The organism is Rossellomorea aquimaris (assembly GCF_003315075.1).
Classification (GTDB): Bacteria; Bacillota; Bacilli; order Bacillales; family Bacillaceae_B; genus Rossellomorea; species Rossellomorea aquimaris_C.
Map to the genome: position 1 here is coordinate 237,814 of NZ_QNRJ01000005.1, position 25,798 is coordinate 263,611.

At 40.6% G+C, this 25,798-nt stretch carries 24 protein-coding genes, 4 tRNA genes and 1 pseudogene; 9 read left to right on the forward strand and 20 right to left on the reverse strand.

The genetic code is table 11. The features are described 5' to 3' along the window. Positions 1-55: 55 nt before the first annotated feature. The 3 genes from DET59_RS09160 (at position 56) to radC (ending at position 1,901) form a co-directional block, all read left to right on the forward strand. Positions 56-286 (forward strand): hypothetical protein, encoded by a 231-nt coding sequence (locus DET59_RS09160; protein WP_046197934.1) that lies wholly within the window; start codon positions 56-58, stop codon positions 284-286. Positions 287-331: 45 nt separating this feature from the next. Beyond that, positions 332-1,060, forward strand: coding sequence for a hypothetical protein (locus tag DET59_RS09165; RefSeq protein WP_113969378.1), 729 nt, complete (start codon positions 332-334; stop codon positions 1,058-1,060). Positions 1,061-1,292: 232 nt separating this feature from the next. Next, positions 1,293-1,901, forward strand: coding sequence for a RadC family protein (radC, locus tag DET59_RS09170; RefSeq protein ID WP_113969379.1), 609 nt, complete (start codon positions 1,293-1,295; stop codon positions 1,899-1,901). A 768-nt stretch (positions 1,902-2,669) separates the two neighbouring features. On the opposite strand, the gene DET59_RS09175 is transcribed toward radC, so the two are convergent. Beyond that, the gene (locus DET59_RS09175) at positions 2,670-3,596 is read right to left on the reverse strand and encodes a hypothetical protein (RefSeq protein WP_113969380.1); all 927 of its coding nucleotides are present in this window, start codon (positions 3,594-3,596) and stop codon (positions 2,670-2,672) included. A 152-nt stretch (positions 3,597-3,748) separates the two neighbouring features. Here DET59_RS09175 and DET59_RS09180 point away from each other — a divergent pair, with 152 nt between their 5' ends. The 4 genes and pseudogenes from DET59_RS09180 to DET59_RS22035 all read left to right on the forward strand — a co-directional run. Then, entirely contained in the window at positions 3,749-4,318 is a 570-nt protein-coding gene (locus tag DET59_RS09180) for a helix-turn-helix domain-containing protein (RefSeq protein WP_113969381.1), read from the forward strand. Positions 4,319-4,320: 2 nt separating this feature from the next. After that, positions 4,321-4,569, forward strand: coding sequence for a hypothetical protein (locus DET59_RS09185; RefSeq protein ID WP_113969382.1), 249 nt, complete (start codon positions 4,321-4,323; stop codon positions 4,567-4,569). 70 nt (positions 4,570-4,639) lie between these two features. Next, positions 4,640-5,017 carry a hypothetical protein gene (locus DET59_RS09190; protein ID WP_046197930.1) on the forward strand — a complete coding sequence of 126 codons (378 nt, stop codon included), beginning with the start codon at positions 4,640-4,642 and terminating at the stop codon, positions 5,015-5,017. A gap of 57 nt (positions 5,018-5,074) precedes the next feature. Continuing rightward, a pseudogene (locus DET59_RS22035) lies at positions 5,075-6,112 on the forward strand (recombinase family protein); the annotation flags it as partial. A 630-nt stretch (positions 6,113-6,742) separates the two neighbouring features. Here DET59_RS22035 and rlmH read toward each other — a convergent pair. The 17 genes from rlmH to DET59_RS09280 all read right to left on the reverse strand — a co-directional run bounded on the left by rlmH (position 6,743) and on the right by DET59_RS09280 (position 19,836). Further along, positions 6,743-7,222: a 23S rRNA (pseudouridine(1915)-N(3))-methyltransferase RlmH gene (rlmH, locus tag DET59_RS22040; protein ID WP_113969384.1), complete on the reverse strand. Its 480-nt coding sequence runs from the start codon at positions 7,220-7,222 to the stop codon at positions 6,743-6,745. Positions 7,223-7,316: 94 nt separating this feature from the next. Next, entirely contained in the window at positions 7,317-7,475 is a 159-nt protein-coding gene (locus tag DET59_RS09205) for a CxxH/CxxC protein (RefSeq protein ID WP_113969385.1), read from the reverse strand. Between the two features lie 120 nt (positions 7,476-7,595). Next, positions 7,596-8,837, reverse strand: a complete 1,242-nt coding sequence (locus tag DET59_RS09210; protein WP_113969386.1) for a S1C family serine protease — start codon at positions 8,835-8,837, stop codon at positions 7,596-7,598. Positions 8,838-9,051: 214 nt separating this feature from the next. Then, on the reverse strand, positions 9,052-9,846 hold the full coding sequence (locus tag DET59_RS09215) for an MBL fold metallo-hydrolase (protein WP_113969387.1): 795 nt from the start codon (positions 9,844-9,846) through the stop codon (positions 9,052-9,054). Positions 9,847-9,851: 5 nt separating this feature from the next. Then, positions 9,852-10,661, reverse strand: coding sequence for a two-component system regulatory protein YycI (locus DET59_RS09220; RefSeq protein ID WP_181778102.1), 810 nt, complete (start codon positions 10,659-10,661; stop codon positions 9,852-9,854). Continuing rightward, entirely contained in the window at positions 10,648-12,000 is a 1,353-nt protein-coding gene (locus DET59_RS09225; RefSeq protein ID WP_113969389.1) for a YycH family regulatory protein, read from the reverse strand. Before DET59_RS09225 ends, DET59_RS09220 begins: the two co-directional genes overlap by 14 nt. Then, on the reverse strand, positions 11,997-13,820 hold the full coding sequence (gene walK / locus DET59_RS09230) for a cell wall metabolism sensor histidine kinase WalK (RefSeq protein ID WP_113969390.1): 1,824 nt from the start codon (positions 13,818-13,820) through the stop codon (positions 11,997-11,999). Before walK ends, DET59_RS09225 begins: the two co-directional genes overlap by 4 nt. Positions 13,821-13,826: 6 nt before the next feature. Continuing rightward, on the reverse strand, positions 13,827-14,534 hold the full coding sequence (gene yycF, locus DET59_RS09235) for a response regulator YycF (protein ID WP_113969391.1): 708 nt from the start codon (positions 14,532-14,534) through the stop codon (positions 13,827-13,829). A 216-nt stretch (positions 14,535-14,750) separates the two neighbouring features. After that, a complete protein-coding gene (locus DET59_RS09240) occupies positions 14,751-16,238 on the reverse strand; it encodes a M23 family metallopeptidase (RefSeq protein WP_113969392.1) in 1,488 nt (495 codons plus the stop codon). A 353-nt stretch (positions 16,239-16,591) separates the two neighbouring features. Further along, a tRNA-Phe gene (locus tag DET59_RS09245) sits at positions 16,592-16,664 on the reverse strand. Positions 16,665-16,693: 29 nt separating this feature from the next. Then, a tRNA-Asp gene (locus tag DET59_RS09250) sits at positions 16,694-16,770 on the reverse strand. A gap of 217 nt (positions 16,771-16,987) precedes the next feature. Next, positions 16,988-17,059, reverse strand: a tRNA-Glu gene (locus tag DET59_RS09255). 15 nt (positions 17,060-17,074) lie between these two features. Then, positions 17,075-17,150 (reverse strand) — tRNA-Lys (locus DET59_RS09260). Between the two features lie 244 nt (positions 17,151-17,394). Continuing rightward, a complete protein-coding gene (locus tag DET59_RS09265; protein WP_113969393.1) occupies positions 17,395-17,808 on the reverse strand; it encodes a DUF350 domain-containing protein in 414 nt (137 codons plus the stop codon). Positions 17,809-17,823: 15 nt separating this feature from the next. Continuing rightward, positions 17,824-19,065, reverse strand: coding sequence for a glutathionylspermidine synthase family protein (locus DET59_RS09270; RefSeq protein ID WP_113969394.1), 1,242 nt, complete (start codon positions 19,063-19,065; stop codon positions 17,824-17,826). A gap of 1 nt (position 19,066) precedes the next feature. Next, the gene (locus DET59_RS09275; protein ID WP_113969395.1) at positions 19,067-19,375 is read right to left on the reverse strand and encodes a hypothetical protein; all 309 of its coding nucleotides are present in this window, start codon (positions 19,373-19,375) and stop codon (positions 19,067-19,069) included. Next, positions 19,372-19,836: a hypothetical protein gene (locus DET59_RS09280; protein WP_113969396.1), complete on the reverse strand. Its 465-nt coding sequence runs from the start codon at positions 19,834-19,836 to the stop codon at positions 19,372-19,374. The genes DET59_RS09275 and DET59_RS09280 overlap by 4 nt, the downstream gene beginning before the upstream one ends. 130 nt (positions 19,837-19,966) lie before the next feature. Here DET59_RS09280 and DET59_RS09285 point away from each other — a divergent pair, with 130 nt between their 5' ends. Next, on the forward strand, positions 19,967-20,989 hold the full coding sequence (locus tag DET59_RS09285; protein WP_258549629.1) for a potassium channel family protein: 1,023 nt from the start codon (positions 19,967-19,969) through the stop codon (positions 20,987-20,989). A 41-nt stretch (positions 20,990-21,030) separates the two neighbouring features. Here DET59_RS09285 and DET59_RS09290 read toward each other — a convergent pair whose 3' ends face one another. Beyond that, positions 21,031-22,323, reverse strand: coding sequence for an adenylosuccinate synthase (locus DET59_RS09290; RefSeq protein WP_113969397.1), 1,293 nt, complete (start codon positions 22,321-22,323; stop codon positions 21,031-21,033). A gap of 290 nt (positions 22,324-22,613) precedes the next feature. Here DET59_RS09290 and DET59_RS09295 point away from each other — a divergent pair, with 290 nt between their 5' ends. Beyond that, entirely contained in the window at positions 22,614-24,338 is a 1,725-nt protein-coding gene (locus DET59_RS09295) for an ABC transporter ATP-binding protein (protein ID WP_113969398.1), read from the forward strand. Between the two features lie 52 nt (positions 24,339-24,390). Here the strand turns inward: DET59_RS09295 and dnaB are convergent, their stop codons facing one another. Further along, positions 24,391-25,743, reverse strand: coding sequence for a replicative DNA helicase (dnaB, locus tag DET59_RS09300; protein WP_113969399.1), 1,353 nt, complete (start codon positions 25,741-25,743; stop codon positions 24,391-24,393). Between the last annotated feature and the right edge of the window lie 55 nt (positions 25,744-25,798).

Below are 25,798 nucleotides of genomic sequence, written 5' to 3' on the forward strand. Positions count from 1 at the left end.
CATCAAGAAGGAACGATTAACAAAGCTATCTATATTATTGAAAGGAGGTGAGTCAATGGAAAAGCAGAATAAAAATACTGTAAAGTCATTAATTGCTAAGAATGGTTACTGGACTGGCTTTCTTGTAGCTAACAAAGTGAATCCTGTTCATGTAAAGGGGTGTTGGCAATTAGGCTTTAGAGTAAAAGTATCTAGCATAGAAGAACTTGATAAAGCCATTAATAGGTTTGCTTACTACAACTGTAATCGTGAATTAGGGAATCGTGTATCCTTCTATAATAAGTAGGATGCTTTTCCTGTAAGCGAAAATTGAAATGAAGGAGTGATTACAATGCTTGGAGATAATGGGGGTAATCGTAAGGTGATACCCATAAAGGAAAGAAACGTAGAAGTGAACCTAGTGCCAAGTCTAGCTATATCCTTAACTGAAGCTAAAGAAAGAATAGATCTGCTAGAGCAATTTGTAAAAGAAATGATGAATGAAGGCTTGGATTACGGAATGATTAAAGGCTTTCGGAAGCCCACGCTTTTAAAACCTGGGGCAGAGAAGCTTTGTGACATCTTCGGTTTTTCCAAACATGTGAATATTGTTAACCGAATTGAAAACTGGGAAGAGGGAATATTTGCCTATGATGTGAAAGTGACTCTTGTCAGCAAGCAAACAGGTTATATGGAAGCAGAAGGGATCGGGACTTGCAACAATAAAGAACAGTCATTTATAAACCAGGACCCTTTTAGCGTTGTTAATACACTTCTTAAGATGGCTAAGAAAAGAGCATTAATTGATGCTGTTCTTTCAGCTACAAGAGCTAGTGGTCTATTCACACAGGATTTCGAGGACTTACCTAAGGATATCCCGCAAAACAAAGGGGGTGAGGCACCAGCCACAGATAAGCAACTACAAATGATATTCAGGACGGTATCAGAGTTGAATATGCGTCCAGAAGTCGCAAAAGAAATGATGCAAATGATGTTTCAAGTAGATCACAGCACCAAGCTCACAAAACAACAAGCATCCTCTTTCATACAAGACTTGTTACTGTTGAAAATCAAGCCTTAAAGGAGGTGAGAATGTATGGAATCAGTTAATACCTTGAATCAATGAAGCTCTTTGAGTGCAGCACGCATTCATAGGGCTATTTTTTTGCAGAAAAAAGATGAGCCGCTGGAACGGACTCATCAGTAATAATATCGACTAGCTATATCATACAGAAAAAATCAATATCAATCAATTGGGGAGGCGTTCATTCGTCTCTCCTTTTTTCATTTCAATTATTAGGAGGAAAAATATAATGACTACTCATTTCGATAAATTTACATTCAAACTATTGCTGGCTACCACAATCCGTGAAAAGGATGACAGCTACATCGTTAGTGAAATCTTTACCCGCTTTCCTTCAATTCAGGAGTTATTGGATGTTACTGAGGAAGAGCTTCTATCTATTAAAGGTATTGGGAGAATCAAAGCTCAGCAAATTATCGCTGCATTAAGGCTGGCGAGATTAAATCCAACTACGGCTGAGGAAAGATATGCTATCCGTTCACCACAGGATGCATACGATTACCTTAAAGACATGCAGTATCTGACTCGTGAGGAATTTGTTTGCTTAGGATTGAACACGAAGAATGAAATTTTGTTTAGACAAACTGTCTTCACTGGCTCTCTAAACGCATCAATCGTTCATCCAAGAGAAACCTTCCTTCCATTAATAAAAAGAAGTTGTGCTAGTTGTATCGTGGCTCATAACCATCCATCAGGACAGCCAGACCCTTCAAGGGAAGACATTGATGTCACGAAACGCCTTGCAGAGGTCGGAAAAGTAGTCGGCATTGAATTGCTTGATCACATAATAATTGGTCATGAAAAGTATGTTAGCTTAAAAGAAAAAGGTTATTTGTAAGAATTATTGTGGGGGGGCTATCTATATCCAGTTAGCCCTCTTTAAATAATATGTCAGCGTAGAATATCTGATTTCTATTAAAATTACACCACCCTCCATAAAATTCCCTTCGAAAAGTTGCATAAACCGCTATATTAAAGGACTTGCAAATCCAAGATCACTTTATTACAGTATGTCTTTTATGAAACAGCCAAGGTGGGGCTTGCTACTGTTTTAGTGAAAAAGTGCCGATTAAACCTTTAAAAACGATAAAATAATGCCGATTAAAAATCATCTATAAACCCTGCTATAATAACGTACCTAAGGTTACAATACACTTTTACCCTCTTAGTATTTATATCTATTCATGTATGCTGTACTTAAATTGCATCATCTTGTGCAGAGAGCATCCTTTTGTTAGCTAATACAAATTAGAAAAACCCACCACCAAAAAGTAACTGCGTGGTAGAGACAATAGGCATGAGCGTAAAGCGAAATGCCACTTACCAAACGTAGTGCAGGTAATTCAGATATTACATGCGTGATTCCACTAGGGAACTATACATCCATGATGGTGAATGGGAGTGGATACGACAATGAATTCTTCCAGCCTTTTAGTTACTTCCCTCTTACCAAGGAGCTCTTATTCTAAAGAGACCTTTCGTCCCCATTAGATTGTGGAGGGCTGGTCTATGCCCCGCAGTTGTTTATCCATAAAGGCAACGACCTATCCTCCCGCTAATTGTGGTGGATTTCTAACTCATTTTGCAGTTGTTTGGATACATTCTTTTAATGAGCTTTCTTAGCAACATCACATCTTTCAATCAATAGTTTCATCTTTGTTTTAATGTCTCTGGCTGAATCGTATTTCATCTGTAGGTGTAGATTAGCGAAATACCCCATTACTTTTGCATAGACATCGCCTTCTTCATTTCCTCTGGATACAAGTTGTGGATGGATATAGAAAATCTTCTTTGTTAATGGGCTCCCTGCTGGTCCGTCTTCATATAGTATGCCAGCATTTCCTAGTGCCTTAATATAGGCTTTCGTTGTCTGTTCACTATCACCCATTCGTTGAGCTATGTCTTTAACCCTGAGTGGCACCAATTTATCAGGATTCTTTTCGTATGGGTCCTGAGCTATTATGAGCGTGTTAAAGTCGATAAAAAGACTTAACTTCAATAGAAACCCCAACTCTTTAGCATCCAATTTATCTTGGATATAGCGCCCAGTTTTTTTGTAGAGCCGTGTAAATGGAGCTTTGTTTCCTTTCGTGTTACCTATTCTTACGAACATTGGATTAACAATGTACTCTTGATCTTTCTTCGAACCACTCTTAATGATTAACCCAAGCTCCTCTAATCGATTAAGTACCTTCCGAAGTTGACGGTCCCCAAGACCAGTAATGGTTCTTAGCTCTTTCAGTTTCATCGATTTTCCATCTTTAATTAAGACACCATCTTTGTCCCATTGAAGATAGAGCACCAATTTATAGAATGTCCCTACTTCTGCATGATTCATCTGAAAATACAGGTCGTGAACTGTATGAAACTCTATAACATGTTCATATCTTTTCTTGAACTTTTTCTGGAATCCTGCTATTTGGTTTTTATTTCGAACATCATACTTGCTACCAATTTCTTTACGGGCTTGTTCAGCTGTAAGAGCTCCACCTACTGCCTGCTCTAATATTTCTGTAAATTGTGACTTACTCATAAGATTTCCTCCTTTCCTGGACAAGACTAAGTGCATGCCTTTGTATAAAAGATATCAATTAATATCCGTTTAAGCAAGCGTTATGCACATTACTTGCAATTACGCATTAACGGTGATAATCTTGAGACAAATACAAAAAAGGAAGTGATTTCATGACGGATTTAAAGATGTACCGAGTGGAAGAAAATGATTTAACATATCTCAAAAACGAAAACTTAGGTGGGCGTTTAAAGTGGATAAGGGAGAAAGCAAATGAATATAACAGCCCTTTATTCACGGTTTATCGACTTGCAGAAAGCATTTCAGTCGCTCAATCAACGATATCCCGTATTGAGTCGGGTACTCAACCAAGAGTCGATCTACTCGAAAAGATTGCTGCACAATTAGGAGTCTCTATCGCTGTGTTTACTGATTCCTATTACGAAGATGGTGGAAAACCTTTTACCATTTGTGAAAAGAAAGACAGTAATTTACAAGGTTTAACAAAGAGAACCTTTAGCTTGCTCGACACTCAATATGAGGCAACCCTTTCATTATCAATAAACACACATGAAGGGCGTGACTATAAAAACATTGAAGAAACAGTTTTTCTATCCCCAATTGAACATGAGGAATTCGCTGATGAAGTGAATGCACTTATTTCAAAGGTAAGAAACAGACGAAAAAACTGGAAGACAAAACAGGCTGCTTTTGAAAAGCTGTTTAGCAGAAAGGAGGAATAGATATGGCAGCAAATCAAGCATCAAATCATACTAACAAACCAATAGCCAAAACCCCTGATACTACTCATTACCAGGGGGAATACAAAATGACTGACAATAATACAACCGAAGCTACACTTTATGTAAATGGGAATGTTCGAAAGGATCAAACCAGTAATGAGGAAGCTTTCCTAAATCAAGTCATGCAGTTGATGTCCAAGGCTATACACGACTGGGAACAAGGAAAGGTGGCAAGGGAAAAGGATGGATAGCTATTTTTCTAGGCAGATTAGCTGAGTAAAAAATCAAACCGAAAGAGAAAGAGAACAGGAGGAAAAAAGAATGGATTTAACTTTGAACTTACCTAATTGGGGAACACCAGAAATCACTGAGGACTTGGATGGTTCAATGGACTATCTCCTTTATCTACTTAATACTGTCAGATTCACTCAAGGAGAGGACAGAGAACAGCTACTTCAGGAGATTGATAAACTACATCGGTATCTTGAAAGAGTTTTAGGGAGTAACTACTCCACTTTATTGGATTATCAGTTTGATTACTTCGGCGTTTATGGAGAGTTAAAAGAGAAGCAATGGAGGTTATCTGAACTAAGTGATGAAGAACCTCGCAATGTTGTGAATGGCTGTAGACATACAATCGGCCCTGATGGAACTATCATTTCCATTAAACAACTTAAAGCCCCCAAAGCACCTTTTTAAATCACTCTAATGAAGCGGCAATAGCCGCTTTCATTTTTATATAGGAGGTATTGAAAAATGATAAAAAAGATAGATGCAGTAATATATGCACGTGTAAGTACAGAAGAACAAGCAACAGAGGGCTATAGTATTAAAGCCCAGAAGGACTTATTAAGCTCGTATGCAGAAAAACATAACCTGACAATCGTTTCGGAGTATATCGATGAAGGAAAAAGCGGAAAAAGTATAGATGGCCGCCCTCAAATGATGCGCTTATTAGAGGATGCCAAACAGAAGAAATTTGAAGCAGTTGTTGTTTACAAGCTGGACAGATTAGCTAGGAAAACACGGGATTCACTCGAAATTGTAGAAACTTTAGGTAGCCATGGCGTACAACTCATAAGTTTGTCAGAAAACATAGACACCACGACTCCTCATGGAAAGATGTTTTATACAGTATTAAGCTCATTGGCTGAAATGGAGAGGGAGCAAATTGTAGGTAGGGTTAAAATGGGAATGACCCAAAGAGCTAAGGAAGGAAAATGGAATGGCGGACAATGCTTTGGATATGACGCTAAAGAAAAGAAGCTATTAGTAAATGAAACTGAAGCGAGAATTGTAAAAGAAATATTTGAATACGCTGATCAAGGTTTCGGTTACAAGAAGATTGTAGGTATTCTCAATCGGAAAGGATACACCACAAAGAGAGGAAACGTCTTCTCTATCGGTACATTGAAAGGGATCTTGGATAATCCTGTTTATATCGGGCAAGTTCGCTTTAATCAATATGAGAATTGGGCAGAAAAGAGACGTTCAGGTAAAAATAAAGATGCCATTATAGTTGAAGGAGAACATGAAGCAATCATTCCTGAAGACTTATGGGAAAGGGTACAGCAGAAGCGCTCTGCTCGATCATACAAAGCTGTTCAATCAGACCAACCTTATATTCTCACCAAGCTTATTCGCTGCCCACAGTGCGGTGCTGGAATGGTGGCTGGCAAATCAAAAGGTGCAAATAAAACATATCGGTACTATAAATGCGGCACCTTTCATAATAAGGGAGCCTCTGAATGCTCTGCTAATAGTATCAATGCAGATAAGGCAGAACGTCAAGTCCTTGAGGAATTCAAACGCATTGTAACTGAATCACAATTTCTTCAACGATTGGTCTATAAAATGAATAAAGAAAGAGAAAATGCCAAACAACCACTCATGGAAGAAAAGAAACACTTAGAATCCGAATTAAATAAATGTGAAAGGTATATCTCCAATATCACTGACAAATTAATGAAAGACCCTGATTTGATGACTACCTTCGCTGAAAAATTAAAAGAACAACAACAAGTCAAACTTGCTTATCAGCAGCAACTAGAAGAAACAGAAGAAAAGCTAGCAAATACAACAAGTAAACCAATAGACTTGATGGCCCTGCTTTACTTCGTAAGAAATCTCGATAGCATTTTGGATCAAGCTGATAGTGAAGAAAAGAAAGAACTCCTTCGGATGATCATTAAAGAAATAGAAATCACGCCTACGGCTCCCTCCCCAAAAGAAGGGAGACAAATAGACAAGATACATCTTCACTTTGATTTCACGCCAGCTGGTGTAAAAAAAAAGTCAAAAGACCTCATAAGGAAGATGGGAAGCTATGCTCTTGATCAGAACGTTGATTTATCTGCCTTAGATAAGCAAAATCCAACGGTTAAAGAGATAAGGGACACGTTGAAGTCCCTTTCTATTTTACCCTCACTTATGATACGGTTCACCCCGATTAATCCGAAACGCACGATAAATCTGCTCCACCAGAATCAGCCGCATCAATTGATGGGGGAAAGTCATCTTCGAAAACGAAAGGGTCTCATTGGATCTCTTGATCACATCATCACTCAATCCAAGTGATCCACCGATAACAAACGCCACTTTGCTTTTCCCGTACGTAGCAAGCTTGTCCAGATTATCGGCAAGGTCTTCCGATGAACGCATTTTTCCTTGGATGGCCAGGGCAATGACATGATGATCAGGAGAGATTTTAGCTAAGATCCGTTCTCCTTCTTTATTTTTCACTTGCTCCATTTCAGATTCACTCAACACTTCAGGAGCTTTTTCGTCGGCAAGCTCGACGATTTCTATCTTTGCATAAGCACCTAAGCGCTTTACATATTCATCTATTCCTTGCTTTAAATATTTCTCTTTTAATTTACCAACCGTTACAATGGTGATATTCACTATCCACACTCACTTTACAAACAATTTACAAACACGTTATCCACAGAATTTATCCACATATCCACAAAGACGATCCACATATCGTATGGGAATATTAGTTCGCCACTATATATATTGCGTTATTCCCACAATATTCACAGGTTGTGGATAACTTCTTTTCTTCTGAAAGCTCTGTTAGTTGAGGCGCTACCTCATGCTCATCCACGACAATATCCATGGCTAATTCTACATGTTCCAAGCAGCAGTAAATCATGTCGTTTCCTCCTAATCTGAATTCTGATTTTAGTGTATATACTTATCCACAGTTATCATATCATGTAAAGAAAAAGCAGGAAAGGGCGCTTGGCCATCCTGCTTTTCGCTTATCCACATTCTATAATCGGGATTCGTCAGTGAGTTTCATGGTTACTTCTTTCTTTTCCCCGTTTCGATAGAACGTAACCTTCATTTGGTCGTTTACATCTTTTTGGTTATAAAGATGCTTTCTTAACTCAATGACATTTTCAATTTTCTCTCCGTCCAGCTCCGTAATCACATCGAGCTCTTGTAAGCCTGCCTGGGCAGCTGGAGAATTGGGAACGGTTTGTCTGATCATGACACCATAATTGATTTCTTTCGGAAGCTTCAATGTTTCCTGCTGGTGATAGGCAGAGATTTTATTCACATCCTCCAGTGTCACACCCATTGCCGGACGTTTGACCTCACCATACTGCTCAAGGTCTTCAATAATCGGCTGAGCATAGTTGATAGGGATGGCAAGTCCAATCCCTTCTACCGCACTCTGGGCGATTTTCATGGAGTTGATTCCGATTAACTGACCGGAAATATTAATGAGGGCTCCACCACTGTTCCCCGGATTGATGGCTGCATCGGTTTGCAGAACTTCTGCATTCCAATCTTCCATTCCATCCTGGTTAATATCGACCGGAATCGTTCTCTCGACACCCGAAACAACCCCCTGTGTAACGGAACCGGAAAATTGCAGTCCAAGTGGGTTACCTATCGCAATGACAGGCTCTCCCGCTTTTAGCTTGTCTGAATTTCCAAACTCGGCAATGTCGTCTTTCTTGATTTTGCTGCCATCAATTTCGATTACAGCCAGGTCTGTCCAAATATCCGCACCACGCATTTCGGCAGGCACCTTTGTCCCGTCTGCAAGCGTCACTTCCAGCTGATCTGCTCCTTCAATCACGTGATTATTGGTCACAATATAGACTTTATTGCCTTCCTTCTTATACATAACCCCGGATCCTGTACCCGCCTGTTGATCCTGAGTTTGTCCCTCACCCTGTCCCCAGAAGCTTTGAGATTGGATATTCGTGATTCCTACAACAGAGTCTCCAGCTTTCTCTACGGCTTTCGTCACATCCGTCGTCACATCGACAGAAACATTTTGAGTGGCCCCATTATGATACGCATCATCCGTTTCTTTCAGGTCCTCGTCTGGTTGAATTGAATATGGTAAGATGTCAAAGTTGGTTAACTGAGGAATCGCTACAATGACCAAGATAGCTCCAAGTACCGCTCCCAATAACCCGGCAAGGAACATTCCTCCCCGGTTGCCCTTTTGCCTGCTCCGGCTTTCAGAATTATGATCCGAATCATAATATCCCATATAACTTCATCCTTTCTACGTACTATTCCTTTTGTTATTTTATCTTTACAAGCATGATTATAGTCAGGTTAAATGAAAAAATGATGAAAAAAAGGGTAAGAATTTCAAATTCTCACTCGATATGTAAATACTAAAGAAGACAAAAAAAGGTGAAGACCTCAGCCCTCACCTTTTTCATACCTTCAAAAGAAAAATCGTAAACATTTGAATCGGTTTAAATCGCAACTAAAGGTGTTGGTACTTTAGGGTCCGTATCAAACAGGTCAATTTGTTCTCCTACTACTATTCCTTTTGACTCGAGTGTTTGCGAAACACTCATTCTGGCTAGATCTTTCATATTATTATCGAGGCTGAGATGGGCTAAATAGATTCCTTTCGTCTTATCGCCCATCACTTCACTCATGGCAATGGCCGCATCTTCATTGGATACGTGTCCATAATCACCAAGAATCCGACGCTTGATATTCCAAGGATACCGGCACATTCGCAGCATCCCCACATCATGATTACTCTCAAATACATACGCATCGGCATTGGAAATGATCCCTTTCATCCGATCACTTACATATCCCGTGTCCGTTACCAGGACAAGCTTTTTCTCGCCCTGGTGAAAAATATAGAACATGGGCTCTGCCGCATCATGAGAAACCCCAAAGGACTCAATGCTCATTCCTCCAAAGTGCTTGGCTGTTTCCATATCAAATGAAAATTTCTGTTCCGTGTCTATTTTCCCTACTAACCCGTCCATGGCATTCCAGGTCTTATCGTTGGCGTAAATCGGAAGCTTGTACTTTCTCGCTAACACACCGATCCCCTTAATATGATCACTATGCTCATGAGTGACCAGAATACCCGATAAATCTTCTATCTTCCGGTCGATCCGACTGAACAACCCTTCCATCTGTTTCCCGCTCAATCCTGCGTCGACAAGGAAGGAATGCTCCTCCGTCTCCACAAATATCGCATTTCCTGTACTGCCACTGGCAAGCACACTAAAATGCATGGTCATAACGCTCACTCCAATGTTTCTTTTTCTGGTTTGGTGACTTCGAAAATCTGTCCTTCAACTGCATTAATGAATAGATCTTCCTTTTTATCACCTGATTCAACGACAAAGTGCCAGGTGGGTGCCAGGACCTGGGATTCTTCCCGTGATAAAAAAGTATAGTATCCGAGTTCAGGTGTTTTGATCGTGCTGCCCGTGCTGATCTTATGATTGGTCCACAAAACCTGAAGAGCTTGGAGAGAAGTGAGCAGGCTTTTCTTTTCCCCGCTTAATTCCTCTAAATCTTCAAGCAGTGTTTGTTTGTAAGAGACGATCTCACTTTCTTTATTTAGAATAAGAATCACTTTACCATTTGAATTGTTAAAAATCTGTCTGTCCTTGTACGTCTGATAATAAATAATCGTTTGTTCATCTTTATTATAATTCCAGAAGCTGTACTTTTCACCGCTCACGACCTGATTTTTCATAAAATCGGTTAATTCATCAGGTGAAAACTTTTCACTGATGGAGTATGGCTCTTCTAACGTTGAATGAATCGTATTATCCGTGACGACACTGACATCTTGATTTTTCAGCTTTTCGATTTCCTTTTCCGTGAACATTTTCGTTTTGGCACTAATATAAGCTTCTTTTATTGATTCCTTTGAAAGATTTTTCGGGTAATCAATTTTATCTGTCTTTAGTTGTTCTTCAAAGGAAACTTGACTTAACGTCTCTGGATTGCTTTCAGAAACTTTGTTAATGAACAACGACATTAGAAAGATATCTAAAATAAGAAAGACAATAATAAAGATGCTCTTCGTTTTACTCCAATCCAATTCCGAGCCCCTCCTGTTCTTCCAAGGGTAGGCGTAACCAATTACCATCGTATTTATAGTACCAGGAAGGTTCAAATACAAGGAATTTTCTATTTGATTCATTCGAATCTCTTGTCATTTTATATCCGACAATGACATCTTCTACGTACTTAAGGTCGATCGTATCATCCTTTGCCAAAAGATATAAAACGGTTGATCCGGATGGCAATTGGACCTCATCTACACTTTCAAACGATAAATCATAATCCAATTTAAAGTACGGACGATTGTATTCGTTGATTGATTCTTCACCCAGAATTTGAGAAATTTCAGCCATCCCATTGTCATTAAAAACAGGATAGTTTTGCATAAACAATCGGTATACAATTTTATTCTCAAGAGGGCTGATCGAGAAAAATTGATATTGATCGGTCCAGCCGCCATGATCATTCACAAACTCCATGCTTTTTTGAAGCAGCTCTGTGGCAGATGATCCTCCATTTTTTTCTTCTGATGGATTCACGTAAGACAAAGTGTTATGTTCTTTATTCGTTTTTAATAAACTGTACACATTTGTATATTTTTCGCCCTGCTCAGTAAATCCCTTATCTACACTATTAGGATCACTAAACAGTGCTTGAACATATTCTTCGGGGGAATCAAGATCCGAATAATATCTATAGCTGATATAATCCTCAGCATTTTTAGGCAGAAAGATCGTTTTTTTATTATTTAATGGCTGCTCTATATATTCATCAAAATTATATACGGCTTTTTGAACAAAACTTTTTTCAAAAGCTTCTAAACTAGCACGGTTTACCCGGCTTTCGTATAATTTCTTTTCTCCTTCTTCATATAAAACAAAATAGACGGAACCTGTATCTGAACCGTTAGTATTCAGATCGATAATGATTCGGTCAAATGAACCGTTCAGGGTGTTTTTCTCCTCTAATTTTAACACTTGACTATAAATAGAAATGGGAACATTGTCCGGGAAAACAATTTCTACCTTTTGCTCACCGTGTATAACAGATTTTATTTCTGACATATTATACTCTCGCGAAAGATCTTTCATATCAAATAATGTCCAGGTTCTTAATTGTTCAATAACCTTATTGATTTCGAATTCATCTGAAGTTCCGACTGTCTTATTTCCTGAATGATAAAAAAGTTTAAACGGTTTGATTAGAATGCTATTCAGTTCATTCTCTGGTATCTTGTCACCCACAGACACATCGTACGCTTCATCGCTATTAATCGTATCGTACCCTGGTTGATACGTCCAAAGATTGAAGGTAAGAAATATGCTGATGAATACGAGCAGCGTTAGAATTATCGATTTTATTTTTTCGTAATTCATGACCAATCATCCTCTTGTGTGGAATCATATGGGAGAGTGAATGTAATGGTGGTTCCTCTTCCTTCAGTACTTGTCGCCCATACATCACCACCGTGTGCTGAAATCATTTCTTTTGCTATGGCAAGGCCAAGTCCTGTGCCACCCATTTGTCTTGTTCTGGCTTTATCGACACGGTAAAAACGTTCAAAGATCTTCTCCAGATTTTCTTTCGGAATCCCTAATCCTTGGTCTGATACACTGATTTCAATAAATCCGTTCTTTTCTATAGCTTTGAACGTAATGGTTCCGCCCTCTGGTGAATATTTCAATGCGTTCGAGATGATGTTATCCAATACCTGAGTGATCTTATCCTGATCCACTTCCACAAACATTGCTTTGTCTGGTAAGAAGCGGTTAAAGGTTACATTTACATCCTTGGTCATTTCAAATCGATCAATGATTTTATGGAAAAAGAGAATGAAATCAACCCAATCTTTATTAAAACGATAGTCTTTACTATCCATTTTCGATAATTGAAGAAGATCATTGACTAACCGAATCATTCTCTCTGTCTCATTTTGAGTAACATCAAGGAATTGAGGTGCGATGTTTTCATCTTGCCATGCCCCTTCAGCCAATGCCTCCAAGTAGCTCCTCATCGTAGTTAGCGGCGTGCGAAGTTCGTGGGATACGTTTGCCACAAATTCCCGTCTCTCTAAATCAATTTTCTCTTGCTCCGTAATATCATGTAACACCGTTATAAGACCGTTCACAAACCCGGTCTCTTTTTGAATAATGGAGAAATTCGCCCGTAAGATATAAGGTTTTTCTTTTGTACTGTAATCTAGAATGATCGAATCCTGTTCATTGGATAGATCATCAAACGTGTATTCCTCATCCAATCCCAGTAAGGTTACAATGGGTTGAGAAACGACTGTTTCACGTGAAACATTCAGCATATCCGCCGCAGGATCATTAATCAGAATGACCCTTCCTTTGCGATCTGTGGCTATGACTCCATCTGTCATATAAGAAAGCACGGAAGAAAGCTTCCTTCGCTCGCCCTCCGTCGTGGCTTGTGCTTCTTGAAGACGTTTCGTCAAATTATTGAATGTAATCGCAAGCTGACCTATTTCATCGTACCCATAGACCTTTACTTTCCTGGAAAAGTTTCCTTTTGCCATGGCAAGTGCTTGTTTTCTCATATCAGATATCGGTCTTGTCACGGTTTGAGCCAATAACACACCCAGTATTGCTGTAATGACCAGGGCAATTAGGGTACCATTCGTGAAAATCTTGTTGATTTCACTCATTTGGTCATAAACCGATTCAATTTCACCGACAAGATAAATAGCACCAATGACTTCTTCATTTGAAGTTATTGGTGCTGTATACACCCAGATTCGATCTTTCGTTTTATCATCAAGGTAGATATCCTCATGACCTAAACCTACAGCGAGAGCTCTTTTAACCTCTTTCTCCCCGCTGACCTGACCAACCAAACTCTGATTATTGGGATCTGAAGTACCAATAATTTTGCTTCTATTATTAATCACTCGAATCTCGGAAATATCAGATGTTTTACTATCATCTAACACCCTCCCGATATCCTCTTCAAGCGTGGGGTCATCTTCACTGCGTTTCTTTACTATTTCTTCACGAATTGTATACTCTAATAATTCCACTCTATTTTTAATAGACGTCTGGAAGTTATCGACTAGCTTCTCTTCTAAGGCCCTCACAAAATAAACCCCAATAATTTGCATGGCGAGAAGAATAAGCAGAACATAAATCAAAACGAATTTCAGATGGATGGAACGGGTTAAACCAACTTTCTTCATTACCAATTACTCCTGTTCAGGATTTCGTAAGTAATAACCGACTCCTCTACGTGTTACGATCCAGGTAGGGTGACTTGGGTTGTCCTCAATTTTCTCCCGAAGACGTCTGACGGTCACATCGACCGTACGTACATCTCCGTAGTAATCATAACCCCAAACAGTCTGAAGCAAGTGTTCACGGGTCATCACTTGTCCAATATGCTTCGCTAAATAATGAAGAAGCTCAAACTCACGATGTGTCAGTTCAATCGTTTCTCCTCTTTTCGAAACAACGTACGCATCAGGGTGGATGGTTAAAGAACCAACCGTGATTTCATTGTTCTCATCTTCAGCATTTTGCTGTGCCCCTTGCTGATGACGTCGCAAGTTTGCTTTTACCCGGGCAATAAGTTCACGCGTACTGAACGGTTTCGTCACATAATCATCGGCTCCAAGTTCTAATCCCAATACCTTATCAATTTCAGAATCTTTCGCTGTCAGCATAATGATAGGCATTTCATACTTCTTCCTGATTTCACGGCAAACTTCCATTCCATCACGATTCGGAAGCATAATATCAAGAAGGACAAGATCTGGCTTGATTTCCTCCGCCATCTTGACGGCTTCGTCTCCATCGTACGCACAATGCACTTCATAACCCTCTTTTTTCAAATTAAACTGTAGTATATCTGCAATTGGTTTCTCATCGTCAACGACTAATATTTTCTTTTCCATGTCAATTGATCTCCTTTAGAAAAAAGTAATGTATCATATAAAGTTGTGATTAGTATAGGATTCTTCCTTTAAATTTATCACTATCTCCATATTAATTCATCTTTAACTCTATCATAACCTTTATTTCATTTCTTTTTGACTATAATCTAAATATAACAAAGGGGACTGACAAATAAAATGTTTGTGTCAGTCCCGTGCTTGATTACCTATATACAATTACAGTACATCCAATGGATTGATAAGCGATCCATTTTTGTAAACTTCGATATGGAGATGGACACCGGTCGATTTACCAGTTGTTCCCATGATACCGATTTTTTGGCCTCTTCCCACCGTTTGACCAGCAGAAACTGAAATGGACTCTAAATGAGCATAAATCGTTTTATATCCATTTCCATGATCGATTACAATTTTATTTCCGTAGCCGCCATCGTCCCAACCGGCTGAAACCACTCTTCCGTTATCAACGGATTTAATTGTAAGATCATCTGGTCGAGCAATGTCCAATCCTTTATGAATTTTACCCCATCTTGGTCCTTGCTTAGAAGAGATGTAGCCGCCATTTGTCGGCCATGCAAAGTTTCCTGACCCCCTGGATGGAGTTGCTTTTGTTCCTTTAGTGACAATGTATTTCACTGGATCTTTCAGTTTCTTTTCTTCTTTTACGTTTTTCTCGATTTGAGAGCCATTCACTTCTGTCGTTTCAAACGTAACGGATTTTTCACCCTCTTGACCTTCCTGCTTCACTTTCGTATCGCCTTTATTCATAGAAGAGTCTTCTACTACTTCCTTCTCATAGGCAATCTTTTCGATCTTGTTTGCTTCTTTCTTAACAAGAACATGAACAAGTGGCTCATATACCGTTACGTTTAGCTCTGAACCAACTTTCAGGGCATCGTCTTCTTTTAACGCTGAGTTTAACTCCAGTAATTTCCCGGTAGTTAACTGATGCTCTTCTGCAATCGTACCAAGGGCATCCCCTTTCTGAACCTTATATTTCTTTTCTTCTAAGGTACCCTTCTTAAGAAGATCTGCAGCTTCCTTAGAAGACATCATTTCTTCCGGCTCCACTTGCGTCTTCTTCATCTCTACCTCTTCTTTAAAAGAAACTTCCAATAAACGTGTTTCATTTTCCTTTAAAGCGGGTAGAGAAGAGGATGAAGAGTCATTTTTTCGCGCTTCCAATTCGTTTAGCTCATCTTCAGAAACATAGTTGAGCTTAAAAGTCTTTAACGCTTCTTCAGCAGCCTTTTCGTCTTTCACATAAGCAACCGGTTTATTGTTCACAACTACAGCAAAAGCATTTGCTTCAACCGATACTGATTTATTTACATTTTCAACTACCTTTTGGTTGTTTGTTTTCACAGCAGAAAACACACTCTCAGGTATGTACGTTACATCATGATTAAAATCAACCTGGAAATCCGTGTATTCCTTCTTGGCCTCAGACAGTTTCTCATCTAAAACAGCTTCTACTTCTTCCTGATTCGTAACTGCCCCTACATATTCACTACCCATGTATACATGATAAATGGTTTTCAGATTTTCATCCGTTCCAGTACTTGCTGCCGCAGATGAAAAAGTTAGGGTCGTAAGAGCGAGAGTTGTGATCCCTACTCTTTTGACAAATTGATTTGATCTATGTCGAATATTAAGTTTTTTATATTTTTCTAAAATGGGTGTTAATTTCTCTCCGAAACTCATTGAGTTGCCTCCTATAAACTAAAGCAAAAATCCCAGTTACGCTAGTTCATTAAGCCTAATTTAGTAAAATTCTATTAAATTCGTACTTTACTAATTTACCATAATTCGACGAAATCCGGGACGCAGATTTAAGATTGTAATAAAACTGTATAATTGATTAGACATCAAAGAAAGCGTTTCAATGGTGTTTTTAGCGTCATAGTAGGAACTGCGTGGGTCTAAAGGTGGATTAGCCGTTGAAACAATCATGGTAGAAATTAGAGGAAATTCCTTGTGTTTTGTTACATTAGTGTTACAAAAACAAATAAAAAAGTACTACGAGAGTCAAAGTCGTCGCAGTACTTTTTGTAAGATGGCTCAGGACGGAATCGAACCGCCGACACATGGATTTTCAGTCCATTGCTCTACCAACTGAGCTACTGAGCCATATCGTTTTAAGAATCTAAATATGTAAATGGCGGTCCGGACGGGACTCGAACCCGCGACCTCCTGCGTGACAGGCAGGCATTCTAACCAACTGAACTACCGGACCAAAAATTTTTGCGATAGCAAAATATTTTTCCTTGAATTGCTTTAGCAAAATAACTTTCATTATTTGCGATAGCAAAATATTTTTCCTTGAATTGCTTTAGCAAAATAACTTTCATTACCTTGCGATAGCATAATATTTAACCTTGAATTACGCTAGCAATCCACTTCCGTGAAGCGACCTCTCGTAAACCATCAATCTATCTTCACAAAAATAAAAATGACCCATACGGGATTCGAACCCGTGTTACCGCCGTGAAAGGGCGGTGTCTTAACCGCTTGACCAATGGGCCATGTAAGAGAAAAAATGGTGAGCCATGAAGGATTCGAACCTTCGACCCTCTGATTAAAAGTCAGATGCTCTACCAACTGAGCTAATGGCTCTAAGTATATATATAAACACGGATAGCAAGCTTGATCAAAGCCGCTTTCGTGACAACGAAATTAATATTATCACAGGTTGAATGTCGAGGGCAATAGTTTTTTTGGATATATTGTCGAAAATTATTTCTCGGGGAATAATGATGGGAAAATGCCCTTGGTTGGGGCCTCGAGTTCACCATAAAAAAGACCCGCCACCAGAGCACCAACACAACGCTCCAACAGCAGATCTCCTTCAAAACCAATATTAATAAGTCAAACTAGCAGCTACAACCAATCCCACTACAATCGCAGCAGAGAAAAGGCTGAATCCGATGGCGATATTGCCTTCTTCCACTTTCTTCGCTAAATTCGTCTTAGGTGTTAATACGTACTCAATGATCCAGTAGGCGATGACTTGAGTCGCGATACCGATGAGGCCCCAGATAAAGGCGTCAAGCAGATTCAGGCTGTTAGCCCAAACGGTGTAGATGACGATGGCGAGCCCGATGGCTTTTCCCCATAGTTTGAGGGCCACGGCAATGTTTCCTTCCCTGATCAAGGTAGCTTCAGAGAATTTAGTGGTAAAGGCGAAAACGGTGATTCCGAGGATCATCAGTCCCAGGCCCGTTCCGACGTGAGCCAGAAAGCTAATTAGTGCTTCACTTGTTATGATTTGCATGAGTTTCTCTCCTTTTTAATTCTCCTGTAACCCTACAGGCAGAAAGTATGATTCATTATCGGTGATGGCATTTCCAGCCCGTATTCCGACTGCACCGGCCGTACCATTAATAATAAAGCTGCCTACCATCAAGCTTGCCTCCTTCATTCCTTCATCCGTCTTAATCTCCGTAACAGGCAGAGGGATGAACTGTTGGTATACAGGAAGGGTTTGCTTATAGGTTTCTTTTTTATCTTCTAAGAGAATCTTGCCTGTCGCTCCCATGATTTTGACCGTATCTCCTTCACGGCCAAATGCAGGCTTTTGAACGTAGGTGATCCCTTTCTTCTCGAAATGATCAGAATCTAAGTAGGTTGGAAGAAAGTATTGTTCGATCCATTGATGTTCCTCATCTGTATAGAAGGCACTGCATGCTTCATGAAGACCCCATATAAGTGCTTGAACTCCTTTAGACTGGAGTAAAAAAGCGGAGGGGGGATTCAAGATGGCAACCTTTTTTTCCACTACCATTTGCATCAGGTCCAAGCCTACATGTTCTTCTGTGAGAGGGTCCCTATCATCAATGAGATGTTCGATAGGATACGTCGGCCGGTACAATACATCGATCCGCTCCCCTTGAGGAGTATAAAGACCACTTTCTCGAATCTGCAGCTGATCCAGGCTCACATATTCAGACGGCACACCTGAAAGCTTTTGTAGATATTTTGTTGTCAGGTGATCCTCTTCGTGATCCTGGTGAGAAGTGAAGACGATCTTAGGTTCGCCTTCCCGTTGCAAAGACTTCCAGGAAGATAAGAGTGCCCGCTTTAGCTCTTTCGCTAATCCCGACTCGAATCCCTCATTAGGATTTGAACATCCAAAGTACTGACAAACCTTTTCATTCACATGATAAAGCTCTTTGATAAAGGTGGGGGTGTCGCTATTGAACTCTAATAGCTTGATTTCCCCGCCACTTACAACGAAATCAAAGCGACCCACAATACATTCTTGAGGAATGGACTTAAATCTAATATAGGCAAGAGATTCCTTTGGAAAACCTAGCTCCAGAAGGGTTTCATCCTCCAGCTCACGAAGCAGATCCGCACTTTTTTGATAAATAGTGTATACTCTTCGGGATGCTTCATGAATCGCTGAAATCGTGTCACGTGATTCCATCTTAATATCCAATAACGAGTACTCCATGTCATACAAATCATGCCAAAATTCCGTAATGCCCTGATAGAAAGTGTTTCTTTTTTCGCGGTGAGAGGCTGTCATATTATCCTCCGAATCCGCCTTTGGAGCCGCTTCCGATTCCTGATTTGTAGCTCTTAGAGTACGATTTATAGCTTGAATAATTTTTTAGACTGGATTTATTTTTGAACATCCTGCCAGCAAACCAAAAGTAGCCAAAGTGAGGGGAACGGTCGTCATCACAATAATAGGTGCCGCTTTCGTCATCCCAATCCCAGTCGTCACAGTCAACATCGGTCGGTTCAGGTGGAAGCTCCTGATTTCCACAGCCGGTCACCGATATCGCCATAACGGATGCGACTACCCCGGCCATCATTTTCTTCGTTTTGTTCATTGGCTTTCCTCCTCTAGCTTATAGCCCGTTGCTTTTACATATAATATATACACATAGCGATCCTCATCGATTTCAGCAGAATCACGTTCCCATTCCGCCCCGTCAATATAATAATAAACGGAACCGATGACGCTTAGAATATCGAGATGATAATCATGGTGTTCTATTTTTAAAATCGGGTGGTTGTTTCTTGGATTCAGTTCGCGAATCTCCAATACCAATCCTTCAGGTGGAAACAGGGGATCGGTAACAGGTTCTTCCTCATATATTTCTACATATAGTATAAATCGATTCCCTTCAATCGCTGAAGAAAGCTGACGATACGTCACACCTTCTTTCACAAAAAATTCGCATTCCCTTCTTGCCAGGATTTGTTCTAATTCGATATCAGGGTAATGATAGATCGCTTCATACGTTTCGTTGCCTTTTCGTAAACGGTATTCCAGTACAGGTTGTTTCATTTTTTGACTCCAGCCTCCTGTTTTGAAGGATATGATTTCTTTAAATATACGAACCAATGAGGAAAAGGTTTCATTCCTCAGGGATTCATTGGTATTATTGAACTATGATTTTTTCGTAAGGAGGGTATGTATGATTATATTCCAAAGGCTTTGGAAACAGATTACGAAGATGGACTTCGGTTTCATTCTTCTATTATCCCTGATTATTATCCTGTTGGGAACCTTTGGCAGCCATTTTTTGGAGCCTGAGACATTTCCATCGCTTTTTGATGGGTTTTGGTGGACGATGACGACCTTAACCACTGTCGGATATGGAGATTATTTTCCCGTTTCAGTGGGAGGAAGGTTATTGGGAATCTTCCTATTCATCTTTGGGATCGGTATTATCGGGGTGTTGATCAGTAAAACTGTTGATTCCATTACCACATTTCAGAAATTTAAGAGGGAGGGAAAGTTAGTGTATACATATGAAGATCATTATATCTACATCAATTGGTCGAAGAAAACAGAGAGAGCCATTGAAGAAATTCTTGCTCATGTGCCAGATGCTGAAATCGTGCTCATTGACATGCTTCCCATCACACCCATTGAGCATGAGCAGATTCATTTCATCCAAGGAGATCCTTCCGATGAAAATGTTTTACTGAAGGCCAATATCTTTGAGGCAAAACGAGTGGCGATTTTCTCCGATTCAAAGATTGAAGACCCTTCCCTTATTGATGGGAAAACCTTATTGATTGCGTCTGCCGTTGAGGGATTATCGAAGACTCATGAGAAAGCCGTCCATACGATCGTGGAAGTGTCTGAAGATCGTCATATTCCAAAGTTCCAGCATATTGCTGTTGAGGATTTTATTTTATCGAATGATTCTGTTTCCCTACTGATGGCCAAAGCGACCCTTCATCCTGGAACGACTAATTTATTCAGACAGTTACTCAGTAAACGATACGGAAATAATATTCACGAATTCAAGGTGAAAGAGAATTGGAAGACCATTAAGCAGGCTTCTGAGGAGCTGCTGGAGAAGGGAGCTATCCTGCTCGCTGTGAATGATAATATGGATTTCACCGATGCCATGAACAGGGAACTGTATGCGGATGATATTCTCTATGTCGTTTGTCATGACAGGGTGTTCGAACAATTAAATCAATAAAAAACTCTCAGCCTCAATTACAGGCTGAGAGTTTTTTTGAATTAAATCGGGCTCCACACGCTTCGTACAACATTTGTCTGAGAGCGGTCCGGACCGACTGAAAAGATGGAAAGAGGGATATTAGTTAATTGAGAAACGCGCTCTAAGTAGTGACGAGCGTTCTCTGGCAGATCCGTCAACGTTTTACATCCTGTAATATCTTCTGTCCAGCCTGGAAGCTCTTCATACACGGGTTCACATTCAGCTAGAATGTTCAGGTTAGCAGGGAATTCTTCCATGACTTCACCTTTGTATTTGTATGCTACACAGATTTTCAAGTTTTCGATTCCAGTCAATACATCGATCGAGTTCAATGAAAGATCCGTTAAGCCACTAACACGACGGGCATGACGTACAACCACGCTGTCAAACCAGCCGACACGACGAGGGCGTCCGGTCGTCGTCCCGTACTCACGGCCTACTTCACGGATTTTGTCTCCGATTTCGTTCGTCAGTTCAGTAGGGAAAGGTCCGTCCCCCACACGGGTTGTGTATGCTTTTGATACTCCAACTACGTGGTTGATTTTTGTCGGGCCTACTCCAGAACCGATTGTCACTCCACCAGCTACCGGGTTGGAAGAAGTAACAAATGGATATGTACCTTGATCGATATCAAGCATTACCCCTTGAGCTCCTTCAAATAAAACGCGGCGACCGTTATCGATGGCATCGTTCAATACAACGGATGTGTCCACAACGTAGTGCTTAATTTGTTGACCGTACTCATAGTACTCATCCAGGATATCTTCAATATTGAAGCCTTCTGTTTCATAGAATTTTTCAAAAAGGCGGTTTTTCTCTTCAAGGTTACGAGCAAGCTTTTCTTCGAAAGATTGACGATCCAGAAGATCTGCGATACGGATTCCGACACGTGCTGCTTTATCCATATAAGCAGGACCGATTCCTTTTTTCGTTGTACCGATTTTATTGGCACCTTTACGTTCTTCATCAATTTCATCAAGCTTTAAGTGATAGGGAAGAATTACATGTGCACGGTTGCTGATTCGCAGGTTGTCTGTTTTTACATCGCGATCGTGAAGATATTTTAACTCTTTCACAAGAGCTTTAGGATCGACAACCATCCCATTTCCGATTACGGATGTTTTCTCGTTATAGAAAATACCTGATGGAATTAAGTGTAATTTATATGTTTCTCCGTCAAACTTAATCGTATGACCCGCGTTGTTCCCACCTTGGTAACGCGCGATAACTTCTGCATGTTCAGAAAGGAAGTCAGTGATCTTTCCTTTTCCTTCGTCTCCCCATTGCGTACCTACTACTACTACTGAAGACATATTAAGCACCTCCGACGGGAATTAGTATTCCCTCTTTTATCAAACAAACTCATTTTATCAACACTAAAAAGGAAAGTCAATGAAAACACGAACGTTTATATAGGTAATTATATTTATGTTCGTATAAACCGACACTTTACACTTCGAAAATCCACTACTTTAAGAATCTTAAGATAAATAAAAAATTGAGGGGGTATCATCAGGTTAGGATAGCGCAATTTAGAAACTTTTGCTAATCTATAATAAGCTTTTTGAATTTTATTACAATTGAATATTGAGGTGACTTTTTGATGATTAAAAGATTCTTTAGCTATTACCGGCCTCATCGTCGGCTTTTTTACCTTGATTTTGCCTGTGCCGTGTTGGTTGGACTTTTAGAGTTAGGGTTTCCCATGGCGGTATCGTGGTTTATTGACTCCCTTTTGCCTGATGGGAACTGGAGTACCATTTTGGCTGTATCTGCCGGTCTACTTGTTCTGTACCTACTCAGTTCGAGTATGCAGTTTGTCGTGAACTATTGGGGGCATAAGCTCGGGATCAATATCGAAACGGATATGCGACGGGAATTGTTTCACCATGTTCAAAGACAATCTTTCCGTTTCTTTGATAATACGAAAACGGGTCATATTATGAGTCGTGTGACAAACGATCTCATGGACATAGGGGAGCTCGCCCATCATGGACCCGAAGATCTGTTCATCGCGGTCATGACCTTCATCGGTGCTTTTTGGATCATGCTCACGATTAATATGGAGCTTGCTCTCGTCGCTATTATAATTGTTCCTTTTCTTGTTTGGCTTATTTCGTATTCGAATATTAAGATGAATACAGCCTGGACGAAAATGTACGGAAATATCGCCGATGTAAACAGTCGCGTTGAAGACAGCGTTTCCGGGGCGAGAGTGGTTCAGTCTTTTACAAACGAATCCTATGAAATGGAACGATTCAATGAGAATAATCAATTCTTCCGTAAATCCAAACTGAAAGCCTATAACGTGATGAGCGTGAATTTATCCGGAATCTACATTACGACTCGATTGATGACCTTGATCATTCTGGTATATGGAGCCTGGTTAAGCTTTTCCGGGGTGCTCTCTTATGGGGAACTCGTTGCCTTCATTCTTTATATCAATGTCCTGTTTAAACCGATCGACAAGATATCAGCCCTCCTTGAATTATATCCGAAGGGAATGGCCGGTTTTAAACGGTTCACCGAGCTCATGGATATGGAGCCTGATATTGAAAACCGTCCACATGCCATAGAAGTTCCCACTCTACGTGGTGATATTGCTTTTGACGACGTTACGTTTGGTTATGAGTCAAACCGGCCAATTCTAAGGGATTTATCCTTTACCATTCAACCAGGACAGACCGTGGCGTTTGTCGGACCTTCAGGTGCAGGGAAAACAACGATCTGTTCTTTGATTCCACGCTTCTATGATATAGAAGAAGGAGCCATCACCATTGATGGCATCGATATCAGGGAGATGACGAAGGAATCCCTTCGTGCTCAAATTGGCATCGTTCAGCAGGATGTATTCTTATTCACCGGGACTCTTCGGGAAAATATCGCCTATGGAAAACTGGATGCAACACAGGAAGAAATTGAAGAAGCAACGAGACGTGCTCATCTGACCGATCTCATTGCATCCCTTCCAGACGGATATGATACCCAAATCGGGGAAAGAGGACTGAAGCTGTCCGGTGGTCAAAAGCAGCGCTTATCCATTGCGCGCATGTTCCTGAAGAATCCACGGATCTTGATTCTGGATGAAGCCACTTCCGCTCTGGATACGGAAACGGAAGCGATCATCCAGGAGGCTTTGAATGAACTGGCTAAAGACCGGACCACCCTGGTCATCGCCCATCGATTGGCGACGATCCGCAAGGCTGACCGCATTCTGGTCGTCACGGAAAACGGCATTGCCGAGGATGGTACTCATGAAGAACTACTCTCGAGAGAGGACGGGATCTTCACAAGACTTCATGCCCATCAGCATGCAACCATTCTATAAAGTAAAAAAATCCAAGCACCTGCATCTGCAGGGCTTGGATTTTTTTCTTCTATTACGCCGGAGCGTCGTCAAATCGCCGCTCCAGATTCACGAATTTATTGTATTCCTTCACAAACGCAAGGGACACGTTTCCAACCGGACCGTTACGTTGCTTGGCAATGATGATTTCGATAATGTTTTTGTTTTCCGCTTCTTTGTCATAGTAATCTTCACGGTATAAGAAGGCTACGATATCCGCATCCTGCTCGATACTTCCTGATTCACGGATATCAGACATCATCGGACGCTTATCTTGACGCTGTTCCACACCACGGGAGAGCTGGGATAAGGCGATGACCGGTACTTCAAGCTCACGGGCAAGTCCTTTTAGGGAACGGGAGATTTCAGAAACCTCCTGCTGACGGTTCTCTCCGGAACGACCATTCCCTTGAATAAGTTGCAAGTAGTCAATCAGAATCATTCCAAGACCTTGTTCCTGGGCAAGACGTCGACATTTTGAACGGATTTCACCCACTTTTATACCCGGAGTATCATCTATGAAGATTCCTGCATTGGAGAGGCTTCCCATCGCCATCGTAAGTTTTCTCCAATCTTCATCTGTTAAATCCCCTGTTCTAAGATTTTGGGCATTAATATTCCCCTCTGCGCACAGCATACGCATAACCAGTTGTTCTGCTCCCATCTCCAAGGAAAAGATGGCTACATTTTCTTTCGCCTTAATAGCGACATTCTGAGCGATATTCAGAGCGAATGCCGTCTTACCCATGGACGGTCTGGCCCCGACGATAATGAGATCATTTCTTTGGAATCCCGCTGTTAAATGATCCAAATCAGCGAAACCAGTGGAGATCCCTGTTACGTCACCCTTACGATTCGTTAAGGTTTCGATATTGTCATAGGTTCTGACAAGGACATCTTTAATATTATGAAAGGCACCTCCATTTTTCCTTTGTGCCACTTCCATAATATTTTTTTCGGCTTCTCCCAATAAAGCATCCACTTCATCCTCCCGGGCATAGCCGTCTGAAGCAATGTCGGTCGCTGTACGGATCAATCGTCTCAGTAAAGATTTTTCTTCCACGATCTTTGCGTAATATTCAATATTCGCAGCCGTCGGAACTGAGGCTGCAAGCTCACTTAAATAAGCGACTCCGCCAACATCTTCAAGCTCTTTCGCTGCTGCGAGCTCCTCTGTCACCGTAATTAAGTCGACGGCTTTTCCCCCGTCGCCTAAATTCAGCATGACATTGTATATTTTTTGATGAGAATGACGATAAAAATCCTCTGGAATCAATATTTCTGATGTGGTCGTTAACGCGCTGGGCTCTAGGAATATAGCACCTAATACCGCTTGTTCTGCCTCAATATTCTGAGGTGGAATCCGATCCTGGAACACTTCATTCATCTATGCATAACCTCCAATTCAAACTGCGAAGGGGCTTCGCCACGTCTATAGGCAT